The organism is Microbacterium cremeum, assembly GCF_015277855.1.
GTDB lineage: Bacteria > Actinomycetota > Actinomycetes > Actinomycetales > Microbacteriaceae > Microbacterium > Microbacterium cremeum.
Genome location: NZ_CP063812.1, coordinates 3,761,785 through 3,786,969 on the forward strand (window position 1 = coordinate 3,761,785; position 25,185 = coordinate 3,786,969).

Genomic DNA, 25,185 nt, shown 5'->3' on the forward strand with positions numbered 1-25,185 from the left:
AGCGCGCAATGTGAACGGGGGGCATCCGGTCGGTCAAGGACACCTGTCCCGCGTATTGAGGAGCGTGGGCGCGCGTCAGGGCGAGGTCTCGGGGGGCGGCGGCGTGGGTGTCGGGGTCGGTGTGGGGGTGGGCGTCGGACGCGGTTCTTCGGGCGCCGCCGCCTCGATGATCGTCACCGAGCCGCCGACCGCCGCCCCGGTGCCCGCTCCGGGTGCCGTCCCCAGGATCGCCCCGGGTGCCGTGTCGGCCGGCGCGGAGCGCGTCCGAAGGCGACCGCGAACCCGGCCGCGGTGAGCGCGGCGACGGCCGCCTCGCGCCCGTGACCCGCGACGTCCGGCACCACGTTCCGGCCCGAGGCGACCGTCAAGCCGACGGCGGCGCCCGCCGCGACGCGGTGCCCGGCCTCCGGACTCGCCTCGAGCACGATGTCGCGCGCATAGGGCGAGTCCGCGTGCACGACATCTCCGACAGCCAGCCCGGCACCGGCGAGCGCCCGCATCGCGTCGCCGATCGCGAGCCCGGCCAGCTCCGGGACCTCCAGGAGTGAGACCACCGGAGCCACTGGATCGGGCGGCGGCTGCGGCTGTGCTTCGGGGACGACGGCCGCCGGTGTGGGGGTCGGCGTCGCCGTGGGGCGCGCGACGGACTCGGTCGGAGGGCTGGTCGCCGCGAGCACCACGACGACCGCGAACACCGCCACAGCACCGACCGCGGCAAGCCACCCGGCGGCGCCCGAGCGCACGCGGCGCGGCGGTCGTGACGAGACGACGACGGATGCCTCGCGCCGAGGCGGCACGACGGTGCGGCCGAGCACGCGGGTGGCGTTCAGGGCGTCGACGGTCTCAGGGACCGGAATGGGGAGGTCCGGGGTGTGCGACGTTTCGTCTCGCTCGTCCCTCGCTCGCTCAACGACCGATGACCGGGCCGCAGCCGGCGACGTTTCGTCTCGCTCGTGCCTCGCTCGCTCAACGACCGATGACCGGGCCGCAACCCGCGACGTTTCGTCTCGCTCGTGCCTCGCTCGCTCAACGACCGAATTCAGGGCGGCGCGCATCGCGGCCGCGGAGGCGAAACGATCGCCGGGATCCTTGAACATCGCGCGCACCACGAGCCGGTCGAGGCTGCGCGGGGTGTTCCCGTTCGAGGCTGACGGGAGCGGAGGCGGCGTCTCGAGGTGGGCCCGAAGCGTCTGCCCCGTCGTCTCGTGCGGGAACGGGGGGCGCCCGGTGAGCGTGAAGTGCAGCAGCGCGCCCGCCTGGTACACGTCGCCCCGCTCATCGATCGGCATGCCCCGCACCTGCTCGGGCGACATGTAGTTGACGTTGCCCATCACGCCCGCGCGGCCCTTCGCCTCGACGCTGAGCAGGTCATCGGTTCCGAGTGCGGCGGTGCCCGCGGCGTCGGCGAGCCCGAAGTCGAGCAGGCGCACAGCGTCCGCGGCGAGCGCGCCCGAGGCATCCCGCGCCACCATCACATTCGAAGGCGAGACGTCGCGGTGGATGAGACCGATCGCGTGGGCCGCCTCGAGCGCCTGCAGCACGCCGTCGATCACCACGACGGCATCGGCGGGCGACAGCGGCCCGTGCCTCGAGACGTGCTGCGCAAGGCTCGACCCGGGGGCGCGCTCGAGCGCGATCCACGCGACCGGCGCGTCGGCGTCGCGGTCGACGCCCACTCCCAGCACGCCGACGATGTGCGGGTGCCGCAGCGGCTGCGCGCGGCGGGCCTCGGCGAGGAACGCCTCACGCGCCGCCGGCCGCTCCGACAGGTGCGGGTGCAGCACCTTCAGGGCGACACTCAGTCCGGTGCGCTCGTCGACGGCGGCGAAGACGGATGCCGAGCCGCCCGTGCCGAGCAGTTCGCCGAGCCGGAACCGGCCCGCGAGCACGCGCGAGGAGCCGCCCACTCCCGAGAGTGTCGGGTCACACGGTGAACGGACGGCCTACCGGAATCGGATCGAGGCCTGTCCGGAAGGTGGCCGGCACGTGGCCGCGATCGGGGCGGCCGCCTCAGCCTCGGGGTGCGCGACCCGCGTAGTCGTTCGCCGCCCGCGCGACGGCGTTCACGTACGAGTCGAGGTGGTTGTACGCGAAGATGGCCGTCCGCCAGTTGCCCGGCTGCGTCAGATCGCCGTGGTGGCACAGGTACCGGGCGGCGGCGAGCGCCGCGTCGTCGATGTGCTGCGGATCGTTCACGCCGTCGCCGTTGCCGTCGGCGCCCCACGCCTCCCACGTGGCGGGGATGAACTGCATCGGCCCGACCGCGCGATCGATGTCGGCCTTGCCGTCCCACGCGCCGTCGTCGGTGTCGTCGATGCGCGCGCTGGAGTCGCCCGTGAGATCGATGCCGAAGATGCCCGGTCGGGTCAGGCCGTCCTCGCCGATCACCGAACCGGCGTGGGTGCCGTGCGCGGACTCGATGCGGCCGAGCGCGGCGAGCGTGCTCCAACGGATGCCGCAACCCGGCGCGTCCGCGGTCATCGCGAGCTCCGCTCCGGCATAGCCGAGCAGCACCCGCAGCGGGATGCCCGTGGCGGCCGCGGTGCGCGCGGCCCACTCCGCGTCGACGCGATCGGCGTTGCCCGCGCCGCGCGTCGCGACGGAGTCCTGCGGCTGCGGAGCGTCCGCCGAGGAGTCTCCCACTGCGGGCTCGGCATCAGCCGGTGGCGCAACGAGGTAGCCGTCCGGGTCGGGGGTCTGCAGCGCGCCGGCCACGATCCAGCCGGCCAGCACCGCGAGCGTCGCAAGGACGGCGATCACCAGCCAGGTTCCGGGCGAGCCGCCGGCGGCACGGGCCGTGCCCGCGTGTGCCTCGTCTGCGCGATCAGACATGTGCCCCCACATACATCCGTACAGTGCACACCCGTCACCTGAACGTCACCTTTGCCTCTGATCGTGACGTGGTGTTGGTTTCCCGCCGTCGATCGTCCGCGCGACGTGCCCTGCTCCTGGTCTGCACGATGACCGTGTCGGCCGGCCTCGTGGGTGCCGGCATCCCTTCCGCCGCGACAGCGTACACGCGCGTCGTGACCGCTGATGCCACACCTCCCGCCGACCCGGCACCGGGCGACTCCACCCCGACCGACCCGGCGCCCACCCCGTCCGACCCGACGCCCGTCGAGCCGACACCGACTCCGGGACCGACCGAGCCCGGCCCGACCGAGCCGCGCCAGCAGCCTTCGGCATCCGTCCCCCCACGACCGGCGCCGACGCCGTCCTCGCCCGGATCCGCTCCCGGCCCCTGGATCCCCTACGTCCCGTCGCCCGCGCCGGGCGGCGCCGGGCCGCTCGCTCCCGTCGGGCCGTTCCCCGCTGCCGCGCCCGCCGCCTTCGGACGGGTCTACCCCACCAATCCCTGGATCTACAACGACCTGCCCGGCACGCGGTTCCTCGATCCCCGCACGGACGGGCAGGGTCGCGTCGTGCGCCGGCACATGGGGATCGACGCCCAGGGCGGCGTCCGTCAGCCGATCTTCGCCGTCGCCGACGGCATCGTCGTCGACGGCACGTGGCGCACCAGCCGGCGCGATCGCCACGGCTTCGGCAATCAGGTGCAGATCGCGCACGCCGACGGATACGCGACCCGGTACGCCCACTTCGCATCGGCGCCGGTCGTCGAGCTCGGCGAGCGCGTCCAAGCGGGCCAGCTCATCGGATACATGGGCGGCAGCCAGCGCGGAGATCTCCACCGGGTCGAGCGCCACCTGCACTTCGAGGTGACCAAGGACGGACAGCACGTCGATCCGATCGCGTTCCTGACCGGGGCGGGGACCGCCGATCCGGCGGACCCTGCCGCAGCGGAGACCGCGCCGGCGACCGACTCCCGGCTGCTCTACGAGATCCGGGAGAAGGGCGACGGCGGGTACGCCTCGATCTCGACGGGGATCAGCGTCGGCTCGGACGTCTTCACCGCGATCGACATGGGTGCCCGGACCGCCACCGTGATGGTGAGCGAAGGAGGGATGCTGAACCAGATCGCCGTCGTCGACGGCGAGTGGACGAAGACGCCCACGGGCCTCGCGCTCGACGCGACGAGCATCTCGGGCGCCGACACCGGGACCGGGTCTCCTGAGCTGTTCGCCGTGGAGGACGGAAAGCTGCTCCACATCGTGCGCGACGCCACCGGCTGGACCAAGACCTGGACCGGCCACGATTTCTCGGGCACGGTGAGCGCGGTCGCCCTGCCGGGGAACCGGCTGCACGCGATGCTGCAGCAGTCCGGCTACCTCTACCACCTCACTCCCGCCGAGGGCGGGCTGTGGAACGTCTCGGACACGCGGCTCGAGGTCGGAGCCCAGGTGGACGCCGTGTACGTCGACGGCCCCGCGCCCGAGGCCATGACGGCGATCGACGGCGAGGTGATCCGGATCACGCGGGGCGACGTCGCGTGGGACGCCCAGTCCACCGGCCTGTCGGCGACCGGACCGCTGACCGCCGCCTACGAGGGCGGCGGCTGGCCCCTCGCGCTGACCGCCGAGGACGGCGTGCTCGGCGTGACCCGCGTGACGGACCGCGTGTGGACCCGCTTCGCGTACGACCTGCAGGTCCCCGGGGCGATCGACGCGGTCGTGCTCGACGGCGACGGCACCGTCCTCTATTCGGTCGGATGAGCCGCGCCGATTCCCCCTTCGTCCCCGCTCACCGCCCTACCCGGAGGTTCCGCGTGCGCTCCCGAGTCCTCGCCGCCCTGTCAGCCGCCGCCGTCACCACGGTGCTCGTCGCCGGGTGTGCCGCGACCGGCGACGAGACGACCGAGACCGAGGTCGCGCCCACCGTCGACCTCTGCGCGATGGCGGCCCCGTCGGGCACGGTGTCGGACGGCATCGTGGTCGACGGCGAGGTCGGGGCACCGGCATCCGTCACCTTCGCCGACCCGCTGATCATCTCGGCGACCGAGCGCAGCGTTGTCGTCGAAGGCGACGGCGAGAAGCTCGACGGCGCGAGCCTCGTCGACTACGCCGCGACGGTGTTCGACGCCACCAGCGGCGAGCTGGTGAGCTCGCAGGGATACGACGGGGCGCCCGGACTGCCGATCCCCGCAGCCGCGATCGGACCCTTCGTGGGCTGCGCCACGGTCGGCTCGCGTCTGGTCGTCGCGGTGCCCGCGACTGATCAGGAAGCCGCGAGCGTGTGGGTGCTCGACGTGCTGAGCTCTCGGGTCGGCCGCGCGACCGGCGTCGATCAGAAGCCCGTCGAGGGAATGCCGACGGTCGAGCTCTCCGACACGGGAGCTCCGACCATCACCATGCCTGCCGGGGACCCGCCGACCGAGACGAAGGTGGCGTTGCTGAAGAAGGGTGACGGCGCCGTCGTCGCACCCGGAGACACCGTGATGGTGCAGTACCTCGGCGTGCGCTGGTCGAATGGCGAAACGATCGATTCCAGCTGGAGCAACGGGTCTCCGACCGCGTTGGTCACGACCGACATCATCCCCGGCTACCGGCAGGCCCTCGAGGGTCAGACGATCGGCTCGCAGGTGCTCGTGGCCATTCCCCCCGGCCAGGCGTACGGCGAGGGCGAGATCAACGACGAGGACCTCACCGGCGAGACGATCGTCTTCGTCGCCGACCTGCTCGCCGTCCTGCCCGCCGCCTAGACCCGCGGGGCGCGTCAGGCGATGCCGGCGCCCTGCTCGGCGCGCCGGAGGAAGCGCCCGGACGGTCCGCTGCGATCCGGCCCGTCCGCCACGTGGGCGGCGGGCAGCGCCGAGAGCGCTCCGGCCGCCGCCGCGGCGCGCGCCGACGTGGAGTCGTACCACCGGGCGCACGTCATGACCGGCGTGCCCTGGAACGTCACGACCCATCCGCGCGCACCGTTGTGCGGGCCTGACACGAACGCCACCGCGAGCGCGTCGGGCTCGGCCTGCACCTGCTGCACGTGCGCACGGGCGTGCTCGAAGCTGCGGTACAGCAGGTAGCTCCGCCCCACCTCGCGGTTGTTCGAGGCCAGTAGCCGCCAGAACCCCGGCTCGGCGGCCTCGGCCGGCCGCCCGCGCCACGGCGGATCGTCTCCGCGGCCCGGTGCATGCGGCTCGTCGGGCGCCGATGAGCCCACCAGCGGCGAGCGGAACCGCACCCACGAGCGCAGCATCGGGTCGTCCATCGACCGGAACACTGTGAAGGTGATGCGCGGGCGCCCGAACCCCGGCCCCTCGATCGCGACGACGTCAGTCACGACGCTTCTCTTTCCGCGCCGCACGGCGCCATTCCCCAATATGGCGGCGGCCCCGCCGCCACGACAGACCATCCGGCGCGTGGATGAACGCGCGGCGCGTCCGACACGTTCTAGCGCTGACCATTCGATGACAGGACGGTGACGGGCCCTCGCGGCTCCCCGCCGCCGGATCGGGGCCGCGATCCTCACCGGCGCAACTGTGTGACGCACGGTTACGTCGGTTAACGCCGCTTGACATCCGGATAGGCCCTGGCCGCACGCGCTTCTAGCCTCACGGAATGGACTCGATGGAGTCCGCCCGAGCCCCGCTCGGGAGTCCCCCGGAGGCACCGTGACCATCAGCGAGACCGAAGCGCTCAGCAGCCCTGAGCGGCCGCGCGCTGCCGTTCGCCCTCCCCGGCCGTCGTCCAAGCCCAACGGCCAGTGGAAGATCGACGGCACCGCGCCGCTCAACGGCAACGAGGAGTGGAAGCAGGAGGGCGGCGGGCTCGACGTGCGCGAGCGCATCGAGTCCACCTACGCCCAGGGCGGCTTCGCCAGCATCGACCCGACCGACCTGCACGGACGCTTCCGCTGGTGGGGCCTGTACACGCAGCGCAAGCCCGGCATCGACGGCGGCCGCACCGCGACGCTGAGCCCCGAAGAGCTCGAGGACGAGTACTTCATGCTCCGCGTGCGCATCGACGGCGGACAGCTGACCACCGAGCAGCTGCGCGTCATCGCGGGCATCTCGACCGAGTTCGGGCGCGACACGGCCGACATCACCGACCGCCAGAACATCCAGCTGCACTGGATCCGCGTCGAGGACGTGCCCGAGATCTGGCGCCGGCTCGAGGGCGTGGGCCTGCAGACGACCGAGGCCTGCGGCGACGTGCCGCGCGTCATCCTGGGCTCGCCCGTCGCCGGCATCGCGGCCGACGAGCTCATCGACCCGACACCGCAGATCGACGAGATCACCGAGCGCTTCATCGGCGACGAGTCGCTGGCGAACCTGCCCCGCAAGTTCAAGTCCGCCATCACCGGTCACCCCAGCCAAGACGTCGTGCACGAGATCAACGACGTCGCCTTCGTCGCCGTCGAGCACCCCGAGCTCGGTGTCGGCTACGACCTGTGGGTGGGCGGCGCGCTTTCGACCACCCCGCGTCTCGGCGAGCGCCTGGGCGTCTTCGTCCGGCCGGATCAGGTGGCGGATGCCTGGCACGGCGTCGCCCAGATCTTCCGGGACTACGGCTACCGGCGCCTGCGCAACAAGGCCCGCCTGAAGTTCCTGCTCGCGGAGTGGGGCGTCGAGAAGTTCCGGCAGGTGCTGCAGGACGAGTACCTCGGCGCCGCCCTGCCCGACGGCCCGGCACCCGCGAAGCCCAAGACGCACGGCGATCACGTCGGTGTGCACCGCCAGAAGGACGGCCGCTTCTACATCGGCGTCACGCCGATCGTCGGCCGCGTGTCGGGCCCCATCCTCACGAAGCTCGCCGACGTCATCGAGGCCCACGGCTCGACGCGCCTGCGCACGACGCCGCACCAGAAGCTCGTGATCCTCGACGTGCCGGAAGAGAGCGTCGAGCCGCTCATCGCCGACCTCGACGCCCTCGGGCTGCAGGCGCGGCCGAGCCTGCTGCGCCGCGGCACGATCGCGTGCACCGGCATCGAGTTCTGCAAGCTCGCGATCGTCGAGACCAAGGTCAACGCCACCGCCGCCGTGCTCGACCTCGAGGAGCGGCTGAAGGGCTTCGACCTCCCGCATCCGATCTCGCTCCACGTCAACGGATGCCCCAACTCGTGCGCCCGCATCCAGACCGCCGACATCGGGCTCAAGGGTCAGCTCGTCATGATCGACGGCGAGCAGGTCCCCGGCTACCAGGTGCACCTCGGCGGCGGACTCGCCTCGCAGGACCGCGACGAGCCGGGCCTCGGCCGCACCGTGCGCGGTCTCAAGGTCGCCGCCGACGGCATCGCCGACTACGTCGACCGCGTCGTGCGCCGGTTCCTGGACGAGCGCGACGCCGCTGCCGACGAGACGTTCGCCCAGTGGGCCCACCGCGCCGACGAGGAGGCCCTCCAGTGACCGTGTCGTTCGCACCGCGCCTCACCGCCAAGCGCTCGCGCGAAGAGCTCAAGGCGCTCGCCGAGCAGGGCGAGCGCGAACTGCGCAGCCTCGCCGCGGACGAGGCATCCCCCGCCGACGTGGTCGCGTGGGTCGCCCGCAATTTCGGGACGGATGCCGCGGCCGTCGCCTGCTCGATGGCCGACGCCGCGCTCCCCCACCTCGTCGCCGAGCAGCTGCCGGGCGTCGATGTGCTGTTCCTCGACACCGGCTACCACTTCGCCGAGACCCGCTTCACGCGCGACGAGGTCGGACGCGTACTCGACGTGCGGATCGTCGACGTGCTGCCCGAGCAGACCGTCGCCGAGCAGGACGCCGAGTTCGGCGCGAAGCTCTTCGAGCGCGACCCGGCGCTGTGCTGCGCGCGCCGCAAGGTCGCGCCGCTCCAGGACGCGCTGGGCGGGTACGAGGTGTGGTTCACCGGCGTGCGCCGCGAGGAGGCGCCGACCCGCGCGAACACGCCGCTGGTGACGTGGGACGAGCGCAACGGCCTCGTCAAGGTCAACCCGGTCGCCGCGTGGACCTTCGACGACCTGCTCGACTATGCGGGCGCGCACCAGGTGCCGGTCAACCTCCTCGTCTCGAACGGCTACCCCTCGATCGGCTGCGAACCGTGCACGAAGCCCGTCGCTCCCGGTGAAGATCCCCGATCCGGCCGCTGGGCCGGCCTCTCGAAGACGGAATGCGGACTCCACGTATGACCGAGACACTCACCGAGACCTCCGTCTCTGAAATCAGGACATCTGGCGAAGGCAGGACGATCCGCGAGGAATCCTCCTGCGTCCGCGAGATCACCTGTTCTGGGAAACGCCCTTCCCCCCTCTCCACCCTCGACGTGCTCGAGGCCGAGGCGATCCACGTGATCCGCGAGGTCGTCGCCGAGTTCGAGCGCCCGGTGCTGCTGTTCTCCGGCGGCAAGGACTCCGTGGTCGTGCTACACCTGGCGACCAAGGCGTTCGCGCCCAGCAAGGTGCCGTTCCCGGTGCTGCACGTCGACACCGGTCACAACTTTCCCGAGGTGCTGGCCTTCCGCGACGAGACCGTCGCGCGGCTCGGCATCCGTCTCGAGGTCGCACGCGTGCAGGACTACATCGACGACGGCCGCCTCCACGAGCGGGCCGACGGCACGCGCAATCCGCTGCAGACCGTCCCCCTCCTCGACGCGATCGCCGCGGGCCGCCACGACGCCGTCTTCGGCGGCGCGCGCCGCGACGAGGACAAGGCGCGCGCCAAGGAGCGCATCATCTCGCTGCGCGACGAGTTCGGCCAGTGGGATCCGCGCAACCAGCGGCCCGAGCTGTGGAGCCTGTACAACGGCCGCCATACGCCCGGCCAGCACGTGCGCGCGTTCCCGATCTCGAACTGGACCGAGCTGGACGTGTGGCGCTACATCGAGCGCGAGGGCATCGCCCTGCCGCCGCTCTACTTCGCGCACGAGCGCGAGGTCTACTCGCGCGACGGCATGTGGCGCCCCGTCGGCCCGTTCTCGCCGCCGCGCGAGAGCGAGACCGTCGAGGTGCGCACCGTCCGCTATCGCACGGTGGGCGACATGAGCTGCACCGGAGCGGTGGAATCGGATGCCTCGTCCCTCGCCGCGATCGTCGCCGAGGTCGCCGTCTCCACCCTCACCGAGCGAGGCGCGACCCGCGCCGACGACCGCCTCAGCGAGGCCGCGATGGAAGACCGCAAGAAGGAGGGGTACTTCTGATGACCGCTCTCACCACGCAGGGCGTTTCGTCTCGCTTCGGGCGCTCAACGACCGATGCCGACACGGTCGTTGAGCGCGGAGCGCAGCGACGAGACGAACCGCAGACGCCGACCCTCTTCCGCTTCGCGACGGCAGGATCGGTCGACGACGGCAAGTCGACGCTCGTCGGCCGCCTGCTGCACGACTCCAAGGCGATCCTCGCCGACCAGCTCGAGCAGGTCGCGCGCACGTCGGCCGACCGCGGCTTCGCGCACGGCGAGTTCGACTTCGCGCTGCTGACCGACGGCCTGCGCGCCGAGCGCGAGCAGGGCATCACGATCGACGTCGCCTACCGCTACTTCTCCACGGGCTCGCGGTCGTTCATCCTCGCCGACTGCCCCGGCCACGTGCAGTACACGCGCAACATGGTCACCGGTGCGACGACAGCCGATGCGGTGGTCGTCCTCGTGGACGCACGCAAGGGCGTCGTCGAGCAGACGCGGCGCCACCTCGCCGTCGTCGCGCTGCTGCGCGTGCCCCACGTGATCCTCGCGGTCAACAAGATCGACCTCGTCGGCTTCTCGGCGGATGCCTTCGCCGGCGTCGCCCGCGATGCCGCTGTCGTCGCGACCGAGCTCGGCATCGACGACCTGCACGTGCTGCCGGTGTCGGCGCTCGAGGGCGACAACATCGTCGAGCTGTCGGAGCGGACCCCGTGGTACGACGGTCCGGCGCTGCTCGAGCTGCTCGAGACGCTCCCCGGCGCGGATCAGTCCGAGGCCGCGTCTGGACAGGATGCATCCGCGGAGCCCGACGACCGGGAGCCGCTGCGCCTGCCGGTGCAGCTCGTGCTCCGCCCGCAGGGCGGCCTCGCGCCCGAGGTCGCCGCCGACGCGGCGGAGGCCGAGCGCCTGCGCGACTACCGCGCGGTCGCCGGCCGGATCTCGAGCGGCGCGGTGCGCGTCGGCGACCCGGTCGAGATCTTCCCGTCCGGCATCGCCACCACGGTCACCGGCATCCGCTCCGCCGGCGTCGAGGTGGACGAGGCGACCGCCCCGGAGTCGGTGTCGCTCGAGCTCGCCGACGACGTCGACACCGCCCGCGGCGCCGTCGTGGTCGCGGCCGGCTCGCTCCCTGCCGCCCGGCGCGAGTTCGAGGCCGAGCTGTTCCAGCTCGACACGCGGACGCTGACCCCCGGCATCCGTGTGCTCGTCAAGCACGGCACCGCGACCGTGCAGGCGATCGTCGCCCAGATCGAATCGCGCTACGACCTCGACGAGCTGACCCATGTGCCGGCGCAGACGCTCGAGACCAACGACATCGGCCGCGTGCGCGTGCGCCTGGCGGCCGACCTGCCGCTCGAGCCGTACCGCACCAGCCGCCACGGGGGCTCGTTCCTCGTGATCCACCCGTCCGACGGTGCGACACTCGCCGCCGGCATCGTGCGCGACTGATCCGCCGGTTCGCACCCGCTCCACCCATCCCTGCATCAGCCGAACGAAGGAGGCGACACCGTGAACAACATCCGCACTGCGACGACGATCACCACCCTGGGACTCGTGGCCGCGATGATGACCGGCTGTGCCGCCGCCTCGGCTGATCCAGGTCAGACGGGCGACTCGGTGAGTGAGCTGCGACTCGGATACTTCGCCAACGTCACGCATGCGCCGGCTCTGGTCGGGGTGCAGGAGGGCCTCTTCGAGGACTCCCTCGGCGACATCGAGGTCACGACCCAGGTGTTCAACGCCGGACCCGCCGCGATCGAAGCGCTCTCGGCGGGCGCGATCGACGCGACCTACATCGGCCCGAATCCGTCGATCAACACCTTCATCCAGTCGCGGGGCGAGTCCGCGCGCATCGTGGCCGGAGCCGCCACGGGCGGTGCCGCACTCGTCGTGCGCGACGGGATCGATGATGTCGACGACCTCGAGGGCACGACGCTCGCCACTCCCCAGCTCGGCAACACGCAGGACGTCGCGCTGCGCACCTGGCTCGCCGGCGAGGGGTACGAGACCGACACCTCGGGCGGCGGTGACGTGCAGATCACGCCGACCGAGAACGCCCAGACGCTGACGCTGTTCCAGGACGGCGCGCTCGACGGCGCGTGGCTTCCCGAGCCATGGGTGTCGCGGTTGATCGTCGACGCCGGTGCGCACGTGCTGGTCGACGAGGCCGATCTGTGGGACGACGGCGAGTTCCCGACCACGGTGCTGCTGGTGCGCAAGGAGTTCCTGGACCAGCACCCCGACGTGGTCGCCGGCCTGCTCGAGGGCCACGCCGCCGCCGTGCAGTGGATCGCCGACAACCCCGCCGACGCGCCCACCGTGATCAACGGGGCGATCCAGGCCGAGACCGGCAAGCCGCTCGCCGACGAGGTCATCACGCGCGCGCTCGAGCACGTCACGTTCTCGGTCGACCCGCACGCCGACACGTTCGAGGTGCTCGTCGAGGACGGCATCGCGGCCGGCACGCAGAAGGAGGGCTCGATCGAGGGCCTGTTCGACCTGCGTCTGCTGAACGAGCTGCTCGAGGCCGCGGGCGCCGACACCGTGTCGGCGGCAGGACTCGGTGAGGACTGACATGAACTCCGCTCCCGCTCCCGCGTCCGGTGCCGCTCAGGCGACGCCGGGCGCGGGGGCGTCCACACCGCTCGGCCCGAGCTTCGACGGCGTCGCGCCGGTGCGCGCGCCCGCGACCGCACCCGCGCCGGCGGTGCGCATCGACGGCGTCTCGAAGCGGTTCGGCACCGGCCCTGTCGTGCTCGATGACGTCTCGCTCGACATCGCCCCCGGCGAGTTCGTGTGCCTCCTCGGCGCTTCGGGCTGCGGCAAGTCGACGCTCCTCAACCTCATCGCGGGGCTCGACCGGCCGACGTCCGGGCGCATCGATACCCCGCCCGCGGGTTCGGCCGTCATGTTCCAGGAGGCCGCGCTCATGCCGTGGCTCACCGCACGCCGCAACGTGGAGCTGGCGCTGCGGCTGCGCGGGGTCGCACGTCGCGAGCGCCGCGAGAAGGCGATCGCGCTTCTGGACACCGTGAACCTCGCGGATGCCGCCGAGAAGCGCCCGCACGAGCTCTCGGGCGGCATGCGCCAGCGCGTGGCCCTGGCCCGCGCGCTCGCGCAGGACCGCCCGGTGCTGCTGATGGACGAGCCGTTCGCCGCCCTCGACGCCATCACGCGGGACCTCCTCCACGAGGAGCTCGAGCGCGTGTGGCGCGCGACCGGCCGAACCATCGTGTTCGTCACGCACAACGTGCGCGAAGCGGCGCGGCTCGGCCAGCGGGTCGTGCTGATGGGCAGCCGCCCCGGCCGCATCGTGCAGGAGTGGACCATCGCCAAGACCACCGGGCGCCGCATCGAGTCGCCCGAGGTCGCTGCGCTCTCGGTCGAGATCACCGACCAGCTGCGGAAGGAGATCCGCCGCAATGCCGCGTGACGCCTCCACCATCGACAGGACGGATGCCGCGGCATCCGTACACACCGACGACCTCCGCTCGCTCGAGGCCGGGCTCGACCGGCTCCAGACAACGACCGACCGCGAGGCGGGCCGCTGGCGCCGGTTCGCGGCGAGCGTCGTGCCGCCGATCGTCTTCCTCGTCCTGCTGATCGTCGCGTGGCAGCTGTACGTCGTGATCGCCGACCCTCGACCCGACAAGGTGCCCAGCCCGCTCGACGTGTGGAACGCGCTCGGCCTGGCGTGGGACACCGGACGCCTGCAGGAGGCCGTCACGACGAGCCTCGAACGCGGCGTCGTCGGCTTCCTGATCGCGATCGTCGTCGGCACGCCCATCGGTCTCCTGCTGGCCGAGGTGCGCCCGATCCGGCGCGCCGTCGGCCCGATCATCTCCGGCCTGCAGGTGCTGCCGTCCGTGGCCTGGGTGCCTGCCGCCATCATCTGGTTCGGCCTCTCGGACGCGACGGTCTACTTCGTGATCCTCATGGGGGCGATCCCCTCCATCGTCAACGGCCTCATCGCCGGCATCGACCAGGTGCCCCCGCAGCTGCGACGGGTCGGCACCGTCCTGGGCGCGTCGCGCTGGCAGCTGGCGACCTCGGTGATCCTCCCCGCCGCGCTGCCCGGCTACCTCGCCGGGATCAAGCAGGGCTGGGCGTTCTCGTGGCGCTCGCTGATGGCGGCCGAGATCATCGCGACCGGCGGCTCCATCGGCTTCGGCCTGGGCTCGATGCTGCAGCAGTCGCGCGAGCTCGCCGATCTCGCCGGGGTGCTCGGCACGATCATCCTCATCCTCGCGATCGGCATCCTGATCGAGCTCGTCTTCTTCGGCCCTCTCGAGCGACGGATGCTGAAGCGCCGGGGGCTCCTCATCACCGGAGGTGCGCGATGACCGACGCCGGACTCGAGTCTCGAGGCGTTTCGCCTCGCTTCGCTCGCTCAACGACCGAAGACCTCATCCCGGTCGTTGAGCGAGCGAGGAACGAGCGAGACGAAACGCCCCCGGCCGCCGGCAAGGTGTGGCTCGTCGGCGCCGGCCCGGGCGACGCCGGGCTCCTCACGGTGAAGGGGCTGCGCGCTCTGGAGGCCGCCGACGTCATCGTCGCCGACCGGCTCGGCGCGCGCGCCGTGCTCGACGGACTCGCGGCCGACGGCGTGCACCTCCGCGCCGAGGTCGTCGACGTCGGCAAGCGCCCCGGCCACCACGCGGTGCCGCAAGACGCGATCAACGCACTGCTCGTGCAGCTCGCACAGGACGGCAAGGCCGTCGTCCGGCTCAAGGGCGGCGATCCGTACGTGTTCGGGCGCGGCGGCGAAGAGCTCGCCGCGTGCCAGGACGCCGGCATCTCGGTCGAGGTCGTGCCCGGCATCACCAGCGCCATCTCGGTTCCCGCGATCGCCGGCATCCCGCTCACGCATCGCGGTGTCGCCACCGCCTTCACCGTCGCGACCGGCCACGACCAGATCCGCGACCTCGGCGGCGGCCGCGACCACACAGTGGTGCTGCTCATGGGCGTCGGCACGCTCGCGCACTCCGCGATCATCCTCGCCCGCGGCGAGCGCGGAGCGGACTGCCCTGTCGCCGTCGTCGAGGACGGCTACGGCGCACGCCAGCGCGTCACGGTGGGCACGCTCGCCACGATCGCCCATCAGGCGGCGGAACGCGGCATCCGCTCCCCCGCCGTCGTGGTCGTCGGCGACGTCGTGCGGCTCAGCCCGTATGCGCCCGCCGCGCTTCAGTACGCTCCCTCGTCGCTCCTCGACGACCAGGATGCGTGGCATCCCTCCCTGTACGACCCGCTCGCCCCCGAGCGCACGCGAAAGGCCCCCGCCCAGTGACCTCGTCGAACCTCCAGAACCTCCGCGTCGCGATCGTCGGAGCCGGCCCCGCCGGCATCTACGCCGGCAACATCCTCACCCACACGGTGCGGGACGCCGGCGGGTCGGTGGCGATCGACCTGTTCGAGTCGCTCCCCGCTCCGTACGGCCTTATCCGCTACGGCGTCGCTCCGGACCACCCGCGCATCAAGGGCATCGTCAACTCGCTGCACGAGATGCTCGATCGTTCCTCCGTCGTCGAGCACCGTCGCGACACGCGCTTCATCGGCAACGTCGAGGTCGGCCGCGACATCTCGCTCGACGAGCTGCACGAGCGCTACGACGCGGTGATCCTGGCGACCGGCGCCATCCGCGACGCGGCGCTCGACATCCCCGGCATCGACCTGCCCGGCTCGTACGGCGCGGCCGACTTCGTCGCATGGTACGACGGGCACCCCGACGTGCCCACCGAGTGGCCGCTCGACCAGAAGGAGGTCGCGGTCATCGGCAACGGCAACGTCGCCCTCGACGTCGCGCGCGTGCTGGCCAAGCACGCTGTCGACCTGCGCCCGACCGAGATCCCCGACAACGTGCTCGCGGGCCTCGAGTCCTCGGCCGTCACCGACGTGCACGTGTTCGGCCGCCGCGGCCCGGGCGACATCAAGTTCACCCCCATCGAGCTGCGCGAGCTGGGCGAGGTGCCGAACGTCGACATCGTCGTGCACGACGAGGACTTCGCCTACCTCGAAGGCCACACCCCGGCGAACAACCAGCTCAAGGTCATGCTCCGCATCCTCGAGAGCTGGCGCACGCGCGAGTCCACGGGCGCGAGCCGCCGCCTGCACCTGCACTTCTACCACTCGCCCGTCGAGGTGCTCGGCGACGGCAAGGTCGAGGGCCTGCGCTTCGAGCGCACGGAGCCGGACGGCGACGGCCGCGTGCGCGGCACCGGCGAGTTCCGCGAGATCGCGGTGCAGCAGGTGTACCGGGCGGTCGGCTACTACGGCACGCCCGTGATCGACGCGCCCTTCGACGCCCGCGCGGGTGTCGTCTCGAACGTCGAAGGACGGGTGACGGATGCCGCGACCACCGGCGACGTCGACGCGCCGGTCATCGCCGGGCTCTATGCCACGGGCTGGATCAAGCGCGGACCCGTCGGTCTCATCGGGCACACCAAGTCCGACGCGATGGAGACCGTCGCGCACCTCGTGGCCGACGCCCAGGCCGGCGCGCTGTCTGCTCCGGTCGTCGAGGGCGACGTCCTCGACCTGCTCGACGAGCGCGAGGTCGCGTACACGACGTGGGACGGCTGGCTGGCGCTCGACGCGCACGAGCGTGAGCTGGGCGCGAACCACGTCCACACGCGCGAGCGCGTCAAGGTCGTTCCCCGCGACGAGCAGGTGGCCGTCTCGCGCTCAGGAGCACTCGTCCTATGACGTACGTGATCGCCCTTCCCTGCGTGGACGTCAAGGACCGCGCCTGCATCGACGAGTGCCCGGTGGACTGCATCTACGAGGGCGAGCGGTCGCTGTACATCCACCCGGACGAGTGCGTCGACTGCGGAGCATGCGAACCGGTCTGCCCCGTCGAGGCGATCTACTACGAGGACGACCTGCCCGACGAGTGGCAGGACTACTACAAGGCCAACGTCGACTTCTTCGAGATATCGACGGGCTCGATCCAAGCGATCGGCTCGCCCGGCGGCGCCGCCAAGGTCGGCGTGATCCACATGGACCACCCGATCATCGCCGCGCTCCCGCCGCAGGGAGATGAGCATGACTGATACGGCATACGTCGGCGAAGCCGTGGAGGCGCCGGGGACCGAGGTCGACGTCGTGATCGTCGGCGGCGGCCCTGCAGGGCTCTCGGCGGCGCTCAATCTGGGTCGTGCGCGAGCGTCCGTCGTGGTGGTCGACGCCGGACGCCCCCGCAACGCCGCGACGCTGCGCTCGCATGGCTTCCTCACGCGGGACGGGATCCCTCCGCTCGAGCTGCGCAAGCTCGCCCGGGCCGAACTCGCCGCCTACTCGAACGTCCGACTCTTCGATCGCACGGCCGTGTCGGGGCTGCTCCCGATCGATTCCTCGGACGGCATGCGCTTCGTCGTGGCGTTGCAGGGCCGCGGCGCCGGCATCCCTCCTGCCGTCGCCGCGCGGTCGGTGCTCATCGCGACCGGGCTGCGCGAGACGCTGCCGGGCATCCCGAGCCTGCGCGCCTACTACGGCATGACGATCTTCAGTTGCGCCGCGTGCGACGCGTGGGAGCTGCAGGACCGTTCCCTCGCGCTCATCGGCGAGACGCCCGACCTCGCCGCCCGCGCACGCCTGATCGCGCGCTGGACCGACCGGCTCACGGTCTTCACGAACGGGACGGACGCGCTCGACACGGTCGAGGAGGCCGAGCTCGCGGCATCCGGGATCGTGGTCGAGCGCCGCGTCATCGACGACCTCGAGGGCGAGCGGGGCGCCGTGTCGGCGGTGCGTCTCGCCGACGGGGAGCGCGTCGCCGTCGACGGCGGGTTCGTGCGACCGCAGTGGCACCCCGCGCTCGACTTCGCGGCCGGGCTCGACCTCGAGCGCGACCGGTTCGGCAACCTCGTGACCGATCGCTCGGGACGCACGTCGGTGCCCGGCGTATACGCCGCGGGGGATGCCGCGTCCCCGGGCCCGCAGCAGCTGATCGTGGCGGCGGGCCAGGGCGCGCGCGCCGCGGCCGTCATCGTGCACGACGCCGTCGGAGTCCGCACCGCGCATTGAGTCCCCGCCTCTCGATGAGCGGCTGGGCGGACCGATCCCGCAGATGAGCCTTCGGTGAGAAGGTTCGGCAACCGCTTCCCTCGGTCGACCTCCCTGCGCTGGCATGTACTCGAGGCCTTCATGCATCGGCATGCAAGGAACGAGAACATGCAGAACTGGAGAGATCGTGCGCAGAAGAAGAGTCACCGTCGCCACCCCTCACGAGTGCCGTCCTGGTCGCAACCGCGGGCATCGTCGCCGCACCCGCCGCTCAGGCGATTCCCGTCAACTCCCACTGCGGCACCGAGTCCGCGGGCAACCGTGCGGGATTCGTGAGCCATGACCAGCTCACCAGGCAGCTCCAGCAGATCGAGCACACGACCGGTGGAGTCGTCGACGTCTCGGTCGCGGGCTACAGCAACGAGGGCCGCGAGATCTACCAGGCGCGCGTCGGCACCGGCGACACCGTCGTGCTGGTGCAGTCGCAGATCCACGGCAACGAGAACCACGGCACGGAGGCCCTCCTGTCGCTGCTGCGCGAGTTCGGCGCCGGCACGCGTGCGGCTCAGCAGATCCGCGACAACGTCACGATCGTGGCGATCCCGCGCCTCAATGTCGACGGCGGCGAGCGCGACACGCGGCAGAACCACATGAGCTGGGACGACGTCGTCGAGGACTTCCCGCAGCTCGCCGGTGTGGACCCGGCATGGAACTACCAGCCCGCCGTTCCCGGCTTCGACGTGAACCGCGACTTCAACCCGGATCTCGACTACGTCCCGCAGCCGCAGGACTTCCCCGGCAACAGCGCCGACACCGGCTGGTACATCACGCCCGAAGCCCAGACCCTGCGCGACGTCTACGCGGGCCTGGAGAGCGAGTTCGGCGTGGTCGACTACTTCGTCGACCTCCACAACCAGTGGCCGTGCTACGCACAGGAGGGCACCGGCGACATGTCTCCGCTGTCGATCTCGGCGCGGTTCATCGCGGACCCGACCGAGTTCGGGGACTGGCCGAACTTCGACTACGACGCCTCCCGGCGCGCCAACGTCGCCGTCTACGACGCCCTGCAGGGCCACGGCCAATCCGCCTTCGGCGACCTCACGCTGTACCCGCAGAACACGAACCTGCCGGGCACGGCGCTGGGCTCGTTCGCACTGCGCGGGAGCGCGACCGTTCTGTTCGAGACGTCGAGCAACACGCAGTCCGACGGGCAGAAGCGCAACGGATTCCTCACCAAGCAGGTCGAGATCGGCCTCAAGGGCCTCATCACGGCCGTGGCCGACGGATCGATCGAGTCGCTCGACCCCGAGGCCTACGAGGAGATCCCCGAGCGGATCTTCCTTCCGGCGGACTGACGCGCACGACCGAGAGTCCGAGGCCGCCCGGGTCCGCCCGGGCGGCCTCGGCAGTTCGCGGATGGGGCAAGATGGGCCTCGATGTCTGCGATCGCCGATGACCCGGGCGCCGAGCTGCGCGAACTGCGCGAGCGCGCGTACGGGCCGGATGCCGACATCCAGGACGATCCTGTGGCGATGCAGCGTCTGCGTGAGCTCGAGGAGCGCGAGCGTCTCGACGACGAGGCGGCTGCACCACAGCTCGTCGCCCCAGCGGGGACCGCACCGGAGGACGAATCCTCGGCGGGCGACGCGCCCGGAGCCGCGGATGCGTCGCCACTCGCGCCGGCTGCCGACGCCGGCGAGGCCGCGGCGGCCGAGGCGCCGGCCGCACCCGACGGCGACGCCGCATCCCCCGCCGAGGGCACGACGCGTCCCGAGACCCCGCCCTGGTGGCGGCGACGGATGCCGGTGCTCTGGGCGGCATCGCTGGTCGCGGCGGCGCTGCTCGGCGCGGCCGCGTCCGTGTCGATGCAGGCGGTGTGGTCGGGTCAGGTCGCCGTGCTCGCGGAGGATCCCGACGGCTCGTGGCCGGAGGGCTTCTTCAGCCCGCCGCCGGAGGGCGGGGCGACCTTCCAGGACTTCCACGGCCTGACACCGGTGCGCGTTCCGCAGCAGATGGGGCCCGAGGGCACGGTCAGCAACTGCCTGTACGTGCTGCGTGCCCCCTCCAACGGCATGATGGGCGCGGGATGCAGCGCGGGGACCTTCCCCGCGACCGCGGCGATCCTCGTCACCGAGCAGGCGCCCGCCGGCCTGCGCGAGCGATTCGAGCCGGGCACCGCTCTGCAGTTCGTGCTCGACGGGTCACAGGTGCGGGTGTACGCGGCCGCCCCCGTCCCGGGCGCGACGCCCTGAAACGCGGAGCGCCCCGGATCAGCCGATCGAGATCACTCCCCGGAAGGGGTCTCGGTCGGCTCGGGCGCGATCGGCGTCTCGGTCGCCGGCGCCGTAGGCTCCGGTGTGCTCGGAGTGGGCGCGGGCGTCGGGGACGGCGTCGTGTACGGCTCGAGCTCGGGCGTGACCGTGCCCGGCTTCGCGCCGCTGGTGACGAACACGCTCGGCTGCGACGCGGTGCGTCCGCCGCCCTCGGAGTGGGCGATGACGAGCCACGCGTACGCGGTGCCCCGCTTGAGCTTCTGCCACTCGACCGACGCGACGCCGCCCGACGGCACCGTCGACTTGCCGATCACGGCGATCGGGTTGTACAGCGCCAGCGAGTCCGTGCGGAAGCTCGTCGTGCGCGAGGTGAGATCGACCGGCAGCACCATGTTGTCGGCCTCGGGGTCGTACCGCAGTGCCGGGTCGTATTCTCCGGCGCCGAAGTCGTCGAGGAACGGCGAGTAGGTGTCGACGATCATCTCGCCGCGGTCCACGTCGAACTGCAGCAGGCGCAGGTAGCTCGCGCCGAACCGCAGCCGGTCGGTCGGAGCGTACCCGCCGATCTCGGTGAGCCCCAGCTCCTCGGCCGTGATCGTGTAGGCCTGGTAGTCGGCGAGCAGCTCGACCACGCCGTGGGCGACCTCCCCGACCTCGGGCTTCACGTTCGTGCCCACGCCGTGCACATGGCCGGCGAGGATCAGGAACACGTTGGGGTTCTCGGCCACGACGGTCTTGAACAGCATCGACCCGTCGGGAGCGGCGAACGCCGCGTCACGGCCGTCGCGCTGCGTGCCCGCGGCGAGATAGTCGTGCGACAGCAGGATGCCGTTGCGCTCCGGGTACCGCTTGAAGATGGAGTCCGCCCAGGCGGCCTCCTCGCGGGTGACGCCGTACGAGAGACCGACCGACACGAAGTCGATGCCGCCCGCCGAGAACAGCGTGTAGTTGTTCTGGTTGTCGCCCTCACGCCACGGGCCGCCGTACTCGGCGTCGACCCACTGGCCGGCGGCGGCCGCGTAGCGGTCGGGTCCGAAGTACTGGTTGTACATCGCACCGGGGCCGTCCTCGGTGCCCGACCGGTTGTCGTGGTTGCCGGCGATCACCTGGTTCGGCACGCCCGCCTCGTCCAGGATGCGCTGCTGCCGCGACGACACCTCGAACTCGCCGATCACCTGCTGCATCATCGCGTCGTCCGCGGGCGTGCGGATGTTGTTCTCGATGATGTCGCCGGTGTGCGCGACGTACTTGATCTTGCGTTCCCGGGCGTTCGCCGCGATCCAGCGGGTCGTGTCACCGTAGGCCTTCTCCCAGATGGCCCGCTCGGCCGCCGTCTCCTGCTCGACCGCTCCCTCCGACAGGTACTGCGTGTCGGTGAAGTGCGCGATCGAGAAGTCGTACGACGACGGGTCGGCGAAGCCTTCGGTGCCGGGGTGGATCTCGTCGGCGAAGGGATCCTCGCCCGTGATCATCACATGCACCTGCTGCCCGTCGAGATAGCGCTCGTCGACGATCGCGATGAGCTCGGTGTCGCCCTCGAGCGCGCCGCGCGAGCTCGCCAGCACATCCCATGTCGAGGTCTCGGTGTTCCAGGCCCGCAGCGAGACGACCCGCGTCGGGTCGATGACGCCCTCCCAGCGCAGCACCGGGTCGCCGACCTGGCCCTTGACCTGCACGTCGAAGCGCTGGAACGAGACCTCACGGCTCGCGGGGGAATCGAGTGTGACGCCGTCACCGGGTGCGAGCGCCTTCGTGCTGCCCACCTTGCGCTCGCCCGCCACGGACAGCGTCGTCGGCACCTCGACCGCGGAGCCCTGCCACCCCTGATTGGGGGTCAGGATCTCCGCCTGCTGGAACTCCGCCGCCACCGCTCCGCCGTCGGGCTCCGAGACCGTCGCCTCGAGCGTCACGGTGCCCGCGACATCCGTCGTCCCTCCCGCCGGGGCGAGGGCGGTCGGGGTGTCGGGGATGCCCGCCGAGGCGAACACGATCTCGCGCGTCGCCGAATTGCCGAGGGCGTCCGCGGCGGTCACCGCGATCGTGTGCTCGCCGGCGCCGAGACCGGGACCGACCGGGGCCCCCAGCGAGATCGGCTGCCCGTCGAGCGTGAGCTCGGGCGTGCCCATGAGACCCGTCGCGTCGTCGAGCTGCACGTCGAGCGCCACGGCCGACGAGATCGTCGCCCCGGCGGCGGGCGTGCTCGCCGTCACGGCGGGCGCCGAGTTGTCGGTCAGGAGCGTCCGGGTGGCGATCTCGCCGGTGGTGGACGCCGCGGCCAGCACGTGCGCGCCGTCTGCGACCGAGGTGGTGTCGAGCTCCGTGCGCAGACCCTGGGCTGTCGCATCCGTCACCAGGAAGTGGAGGTCGACCTCACGGAACAGGTTGATGTTGGAGCCGCATGTGCCGTCGCCCAGGGCGTAGGACGTCTTCGCCCGCTGCGGTGTCGCCGAGCCGGACGCCGGCGTGAGCGCGACATCCGAGATCGTGAAGTCGTCGCGGTTGCAGCCGGTCGCCGTCGTGCCCGTGACGACGTCGACCGTGTTCCAGCCGGGCAGCAGCCACTCGTTGGGGACGACGACGTTCACGCGCTCGTTCACGAAGTCGCCGCCGAGGACGTAGCGGATCCCGTTGATGAAGAGCAGGTTCGCGAAGGACGAGTCGATCGAGTTGGAGCCGACCGTGAAGCTCAGCGTCGCCTCGCCCGACCCGAGGGTGGGCAGCACCGCGACCGACGGTGCGTCGACCGTCCAGCGCGTCTCGGCCTTCGGCAGGGCGGTGCTCGACGAGCCGCAGCTGCCGTCGCCCATCGAGTAGCTCGGGGCGACCGACACACCCGCGGCCGTGCCCGTGCTCACGCTCAGTGCGAGGTTCGAGATGACGAAGTCGTCGAGGTTCGCGCCGCAGCTCGAACTGATGTCGCCCGCGACGATCTCGATGACGTTGTCGCCGGCGACCAGGTAGCGGTTGGGCACCGGCACCTCCACGCGCTGGCTGACCCAGTCGCCGAGGATGTCGACCTTGTGGCCGTTGACGAGGAGGTGGTTCTGGTACCGGTGCTCGATCGAGTTCGATCCGACGTCGAAGCTGAACGTCGACGACCCGGCGCCGAGGCTCTCGACCGCGACCGGCTCGGCGCCGTCGATCGTGAGCGATGCGACACCGCCCGCGCCCGTCGCCGACTGCGCGGCGGTGACCGTCTGCGTGCCGCGGACGAGCGTGCCATCCTCGGGCGTCAGCGCCGGCGCGCCGACGGGGGCGTTGTTCACCGTCACCGTGTGGGCGACGGTGCCGCCCGCCGCGGTGGTCGCGACGATCCGGTGCGCGCCGTTGGCGAGCGTCGAGGTGTCGACGTCCGCGGCGAGACCCTGCGAGGCGAGCGGGTCGCCGAGTACGAAGAACGAGAGCTCGGCGTGCACGATGTCGCCGGGCTGCGTTCCGCAGTCGCCGTCGCCGAACGAGAACGTGAAGGGGTTCTCCTCGCCGTCGGCGATCTCGCCGAGCAGCTCGAGCCCGACGTCGCTGAGCACGAAGTCGTCATAGTTCACGCCGCACGCCGTCTCGGAGGTGCCCGCGAAGATCTCGACGATGTTCTCGCCCGTGACGAGCCAGTCGTTGGGCACCGGCAGCGCGACGCGCTCCGAGACCCAGGTGCGGTCCTGGTCGATGCGGTGACCGTTGACGACGATCCAGTTGCGGTAGCCGACCGCGGCGGAGTTGCTGCCGATGTCGAAGGTGAGGTGCGAGACACCAGGCGTCGGGGTGGCGCCGATCGGCTGATCGTCGATCGTGAGGCTCGACACCGGGTCGCCCGCGGTGGTGGCGTCGGCCGCGATGGTCACCTGCCCCTCGAGGTACGCGCCGTCGGCGGGAGCCAGGGCGGGTGCGGCGGGCGGAGGCGTGGGCTCCTTTCCTCCGCCGGGGGCGGCGGATGCCGCGGGCGTGGTCATCGCCGACAGCACCAGGGCACCGGCGACCGCCGCCGCCGCGAGCGCGGTCCTTCCCGTCCAGGTCGTGGGTTCACCGCTCGGTCGGTCGTGGGGGCGCCTGCTGATCGGCCGCATCTGGGGTCGCGTCCTTCCTCGTCTTCGATGAGGGCGCGCCGAACTGGGGGATGGGCGCGTCCGCGCCTCACTGTCGCGTTGCCGAGTGAACGCCGAGGGAGCAGACGGCGACGTTCCGGCGTCCGGACGTGAACGGCTCGTGCGGGCGCGTTGCCGGGGAGGGCCGGCCCACGGGCTCGACGTGCATCGACGTCGTCAGGCGCCGCGGCTCCCGGCATCCGTCGCCCCCACGTCGGTGCGGTGGAAGCCCTGGAATGAACGCGAGGCCGTGGGCCCGCGCTGACCCTGATACCGGTTGCCGTACGGACCGGAGCCGTACGGGTTCTCGGTCGGCGACGACAGCCGGAAGAAGCAGAGCTGGCCGATCTTCATGCCGGGCCACAGCTTGATCGGCAGCGTCGCGACGTTCGACAGCTCGAGCGTGACGTGGCCCGAGAATCCGGGGTCGATGAAGCCCGCCGTCGAGTGCGTGAGCAGACCCAGGCGACCCAGCGAGGACTTGCCCTCGAGCCGGGCCGCGACGTCGTCGGGGAGCGTGATCTGCTCGAACGTCGAGCCGAGCGCGAACTCGCCCGGGTGCAGGATGAACGGCTCGCTCGGGTCGACCTCGATGAGGCGCGTCAGGTCGGGCTGGTCCTCGGCCGGGTCGATGAACGGGTACTTGTGGTTGTCGAACAGCCGGAAGTAGCGGTCGAGGCGGACGTCGACGCTCGAGGGCTGCACCATCGCGGGTTCCCACGGGTCGAGGCCGATGCGCCCCGCGTCGATCTCGAGCCGGATGTCGCGGTCACTCAGCAGCACGGGGCCAGCCTAGCGGGGCGGTGCTGTTATGCTGGCCGGGCGCCGTAACAGGTGCCTGCGAGCCTGGTTCGCCGGG

Annotated in this window: 20 protein-coding genes; 15 read left to right on the top strand and 5 right to left on the bottom strand. The window is 71.7% G+C overall.

Translation table 11 applies throughout. The annotated features are described in order from the left end of the window. Nucleotides 1-173 precede the first annotated feature (173 nt). Both IM778_RS16715 and IM778_RS16720 read right to left on the bottom strand, forming a co-directional pair. Nucleotides 174-1,907 (bottom strand): serine/threonine protein kinase, encoded by a 1,734-nt coding sequence (locus IM778_RS16715; protein ID WP_194409931.1) that lies wholly within the window; start codon nt 1,905-1,907, stop codon nt 174-176. Between the two features lie 103 nt (nt 1,908-2,010). Continuing rightward, nucleotides 2,011-2,832 (bottom strand): lytic transglycosylase domain-containing protein, encoded by an 822-nt coding sequence (locus tag IM778_RS16720; protein WP_228484624.1) that lies wholly within the window; start codon nt 2,830-2,832, stop codon nt 2,011-2,013. A gap of 194 nt (nt 2,833-3,026) precedes the next feature. Between IM778_RS16720 and IM778_RS16725 the strand changes: the two genes are divergently transcribed. Both IM778_RS16725 and IM778_RS16730 read left to right on the top strand, forming a co-directional pair. Next, the gene (locus tag IM778_RS16725; protein WP_194409933.1) at nt 3,027-4,610 is read left to right on the top strand and encodes a M23 family metallopeptidase; all 1,584 of its coding nucleotides are present in this window, start codon (nt 3,027-3,029) and stop codon (nt 4,608-4,610) included. Between the two features lie 53 nt (nt 4,611-4,663). Continuing rightward, entirely contained in the window at nt 4,664-5,596 is a 933-nt protein-coding gene (locus IM778_RS16730; protein WP_194409934.1) for an FKBP-type peptidyl-prolyl cis-trans isomerase, read from the top strand. Nucleotides 5,597-5,610: 14 nt separating this feature from the next. On the opposite strand, the gene IM778_RS16735 is transcribed toward IM778_RS16730, so the two are convergent. Beyond that, a complete protein-coding gene (locus tag IM778_RS16735) occupies nt 5,611-6,174 on the bottom strand; it encodes a hypothetical protein (RefSeq protein WP_194409935.1) in 564 nt (187 codons plus the stop codon). A 331-nt stretch (nt 6,175-6,505) separates the two neighbouring features. On the opposite strand from IM778_RS16735, the gene IM778_RS16740 reads away from it, so the two are divergent. The 13 genes from IM778_RS16740 (at nt 6,506) to IM778_RS16800 (ending at nt 20,226) form a co-directional block, all read left to right on the top strand. Continuing rightward, nucleotides 6,506-8,239 (top strand): nitrite/sulfite reductase, encoded by a 1,734-nt coding sequence (locus tag IM778_RS16740; protein ID WP_194409936.1) that lies wholly within the window; start codon nt 6,506-6,508, stop codon nt 8,237-8,239. Further along, the gene (locus tag IM778_RS16745) at nt 8,236-8,979 is read left to right on the top strand and encodes a phosphoadenylyl-sulfate reductase (protein ID WP_194409937.1); all 744 of its coding nucleotides are present in this window, start codon (nt 8,236-8,238) and stop codon (nt 8,977-8,979) included. Before IM778_RS16740 ends, IM778_RS16745 begins: the two co-directional genes overlap by 4 nt. Nucleotides 8,980-9,068: 89 nt before the next feature. Beyond that, on the top strand, nt 9,069-9,986 hold the full coding sequence (gene cysD, locus IM778_RS16750) for a sulfate adenylyltransferase subunit CysD (RefSeq protein WP_194411944.1): 918 nt from the start codon (nt 9,069-9,071) through the stop codon (nt 9,984-9,986). Then, complete coding sequence (locus IM778_RS16755; protein ID WP_194409938.1) at nt 9,986-11,419, top strand: sulfate adenylyltransferase subunit 1; 1,434 nt, start codon at nt 9,986-9,988, stop codon at nt 11,417-11,419. The genes cysD and IM778_RS16755 overlap by 1 nt, the downstream gene beginning before the upstream one ends. Nucleotides 11,420-11,479: 60 nt before the next feature. Then, the gene (locus IM778_RS16760) at nt 11,480-12,544 is read left to right on the top strand and encodes an ABC transporter substrate-binding protein (protein WP_194409939.1); all 1,065 of its coding nucleotides are present in this window, start codon (nt 11,480-11,482) and stop codon (nt 12,542-12,544) included. A 1-nt stretch (nt 12,545) separates the two neighbouring features. Further along, nucleotides 12,546-13,403 carry an ABC transporter ATP-binding protein gene (locus IM778_RS16765; protein ID WP_228484625.1) on the top strand — a complete coding sequence of 286 codons (858 nt, stop codon included), beginning with the start codon at nt 12,546-12,548 and terminating at the stop codon, nt 13,401-13,403. Continuing rightward, nucleotides 13,393-14,313, top strand: coding sequence for an ABC transporter permease (locus IM778_RS16770; protein ID WP_194409940.1), 921 nt, complete (start codon nt 13,393-13,395; stop codon nt 14,311-14,313). The genes IM778_RS16765 and IM778_RS16770 overlap by 11 nt, the downstream gene beginning before the upstream one ends. Further along, nucleotides 14,310-15,260: a uroporphyrinogen-III C-methyltransferase gene (cobA, locus tag IM778_RS16775; RefSeq protein WP_228484626.1), complete on the top strand. Its 951-nt coding sequence runs from the start codon at nt 14,310-14,312 to the stop codon at nt 15,258-15,260. Before IM778_RS16770 ends, cobA begins: the two co-directional genes overlap by 4 nt. Next, nucleotides 15,257-16,675, top strand: a complete 1,419-nt coding sequence (locus IM778_RS16780) for an FAD-dependent oxidoreductase (protein ID WP_194409941.1) — start codon at nt 15,257-15,259, stop codon at nt 16,673-16,675. The genes cobA and IM778_RS16780 overlap by 4 nt, the downstream gene beginning before the upstream one ends. Beyond that, nucleotides 16,672-17,022, top strand: coding sequence for a ferredoxin (gene fdxA / locus IM778_RS16785; RefSeq protein ID WP_194409942.1), 351 nt, complete (start codon nt 16,672-16,674; stop codon nt 17,020-17,022). The genes IM778_RS16780 and fdxA overlap by 4 nt, the downstream gene beginning before the upstream one ends. Beyond that, complete coding sequence (locus tag IM778_RS16790; RefSeq protein ID WP_194409943.1) at nt 17,015-17,995, top strand: NAD(P)/FAD-dependent oxidoreductase; 981 nt, start codon at nt 17,015-17,017, stop codon at nt 17,993-17,995. Before fdxA ends, IM778_RS16790 begins: the two co-directional genes overlap by 8 nt. A 311-nt stretch (nt 17,996-18,306) precedes the next feature. Next, nucleotides 18,307-19,329 carry a M14 family zinc carboxypeptidase gene (locus tag IM778_RS16795; protein WP_228484627.1) on the top strand — a complete coding sequence of 341 codons (1,023 nt, stop codon included), beginning with the start codon at nt 18,307-18,309 and terminating at the stop codon, nt 19,327-19,329. 81 nt (nt 19,330-19,410) lie between these two features. Further along, nucleotides 19,411-20,226, top strand: a complete 816-nt coding sequence (locus IM778_RS16800) for a hypothetical protein (protein WP_194409944.1) — start codon at nt 19,411-19,413, stop codon at nt 20,224-20,226. 32 nt (nt 20,227-20,258) lie between these two features. Here the strand turns inward: IM778_RS16800 and IM778_RS16805 are convergent, their stop codons facing one another. Both IM778_RS16805 and dcd read right to left on the bottom strand, forming a co-directional pair. Then, nucleotides 20,259-24,308, bottom strand: coding sequence for a metallophosphoesterase (locus IM778_RS16805; RefSeq protein ID WP_194409945.1), 4,050 nt, complete (start codon nt 24,306-24,308; stop codon nt 20,259-20,261). 195 nt (nt 24,309-24,503) lie between these two features. Further along, nucleotides 24,504-25,109: a dCTP deaminase gene (gene dcd / locus IM778_RS16810; RefSeq protein WP_194409946.1), complete on the bottom strand. Its 606-nt coding sequence runs from the start codon at nt 25,107-25,109 to the stop codon at nt 24,504-24,506. Nucleotides 25,110-25,185 lie beyond the last annotated feature (76 nt).

Coding starts and splice junctions, on each gene's coding strand:
- IM778_RS16805 (WP_194409945.1), bottom strand. CDS start 24,308: ATGCGGCCGATCAGCAGGCGCCCCCACGACCGACCGAGCGGTGAACCC.
- IM778_RS16765 (WP_228484625.1), top strand. CDS start 12,546: ATGAACTCCGCTCCCGCTCCCGCGTCCGGTGCCGCTCAGGCGACGCCG.
- IM778_RS16800 (WP_194409944.1), top strand. CDS start 19,411: ATGTCTGCGATCGCCGATGACCCGGGCGCCGAGCTGCGCGAACTGCGC.
- IM778_RS16720 (WP_228484624.1), bottom strand. CDS start 2,832: ATGTCTGATCGCGCAGACGAGGCACACGCGGGCACGGCCCGTGCCGCC.
- IM778_RS16770 (WP_194409940.1), top strand. CDS start 13,393: ATGCCGCGTGACGCCTCCACCATCGACAGGACGGATGCCGCGGCATCC.
- cobA (WP_228484626.1), top strand. CDS start 14,310: ATGACCGACGCCGGACTCGAGTCTCGAGGCGTTTCGCCTCGCTTCGCT.
- IM778_RS16790 (WP_194409943.1), top strand. CDS start 17,015: ATGACTGATACGGCATACGTCGGCGAAGCCGTGGAGGCGCCGGGGACC.
- fdxA (WP_194409942.1), top strand. CDS start 16,672: ATGACGTACGTGATCGCCCTTCCCTGCGTGGACGTCAAGGACCGCGCC.
- IM778_RS16755 (WP_194409938.1), top strand. CDS start 9,986: ATGACCGCTCTCACCACGCAGGGCGTTTCGTCTCGCTTCGGGCGCTCA.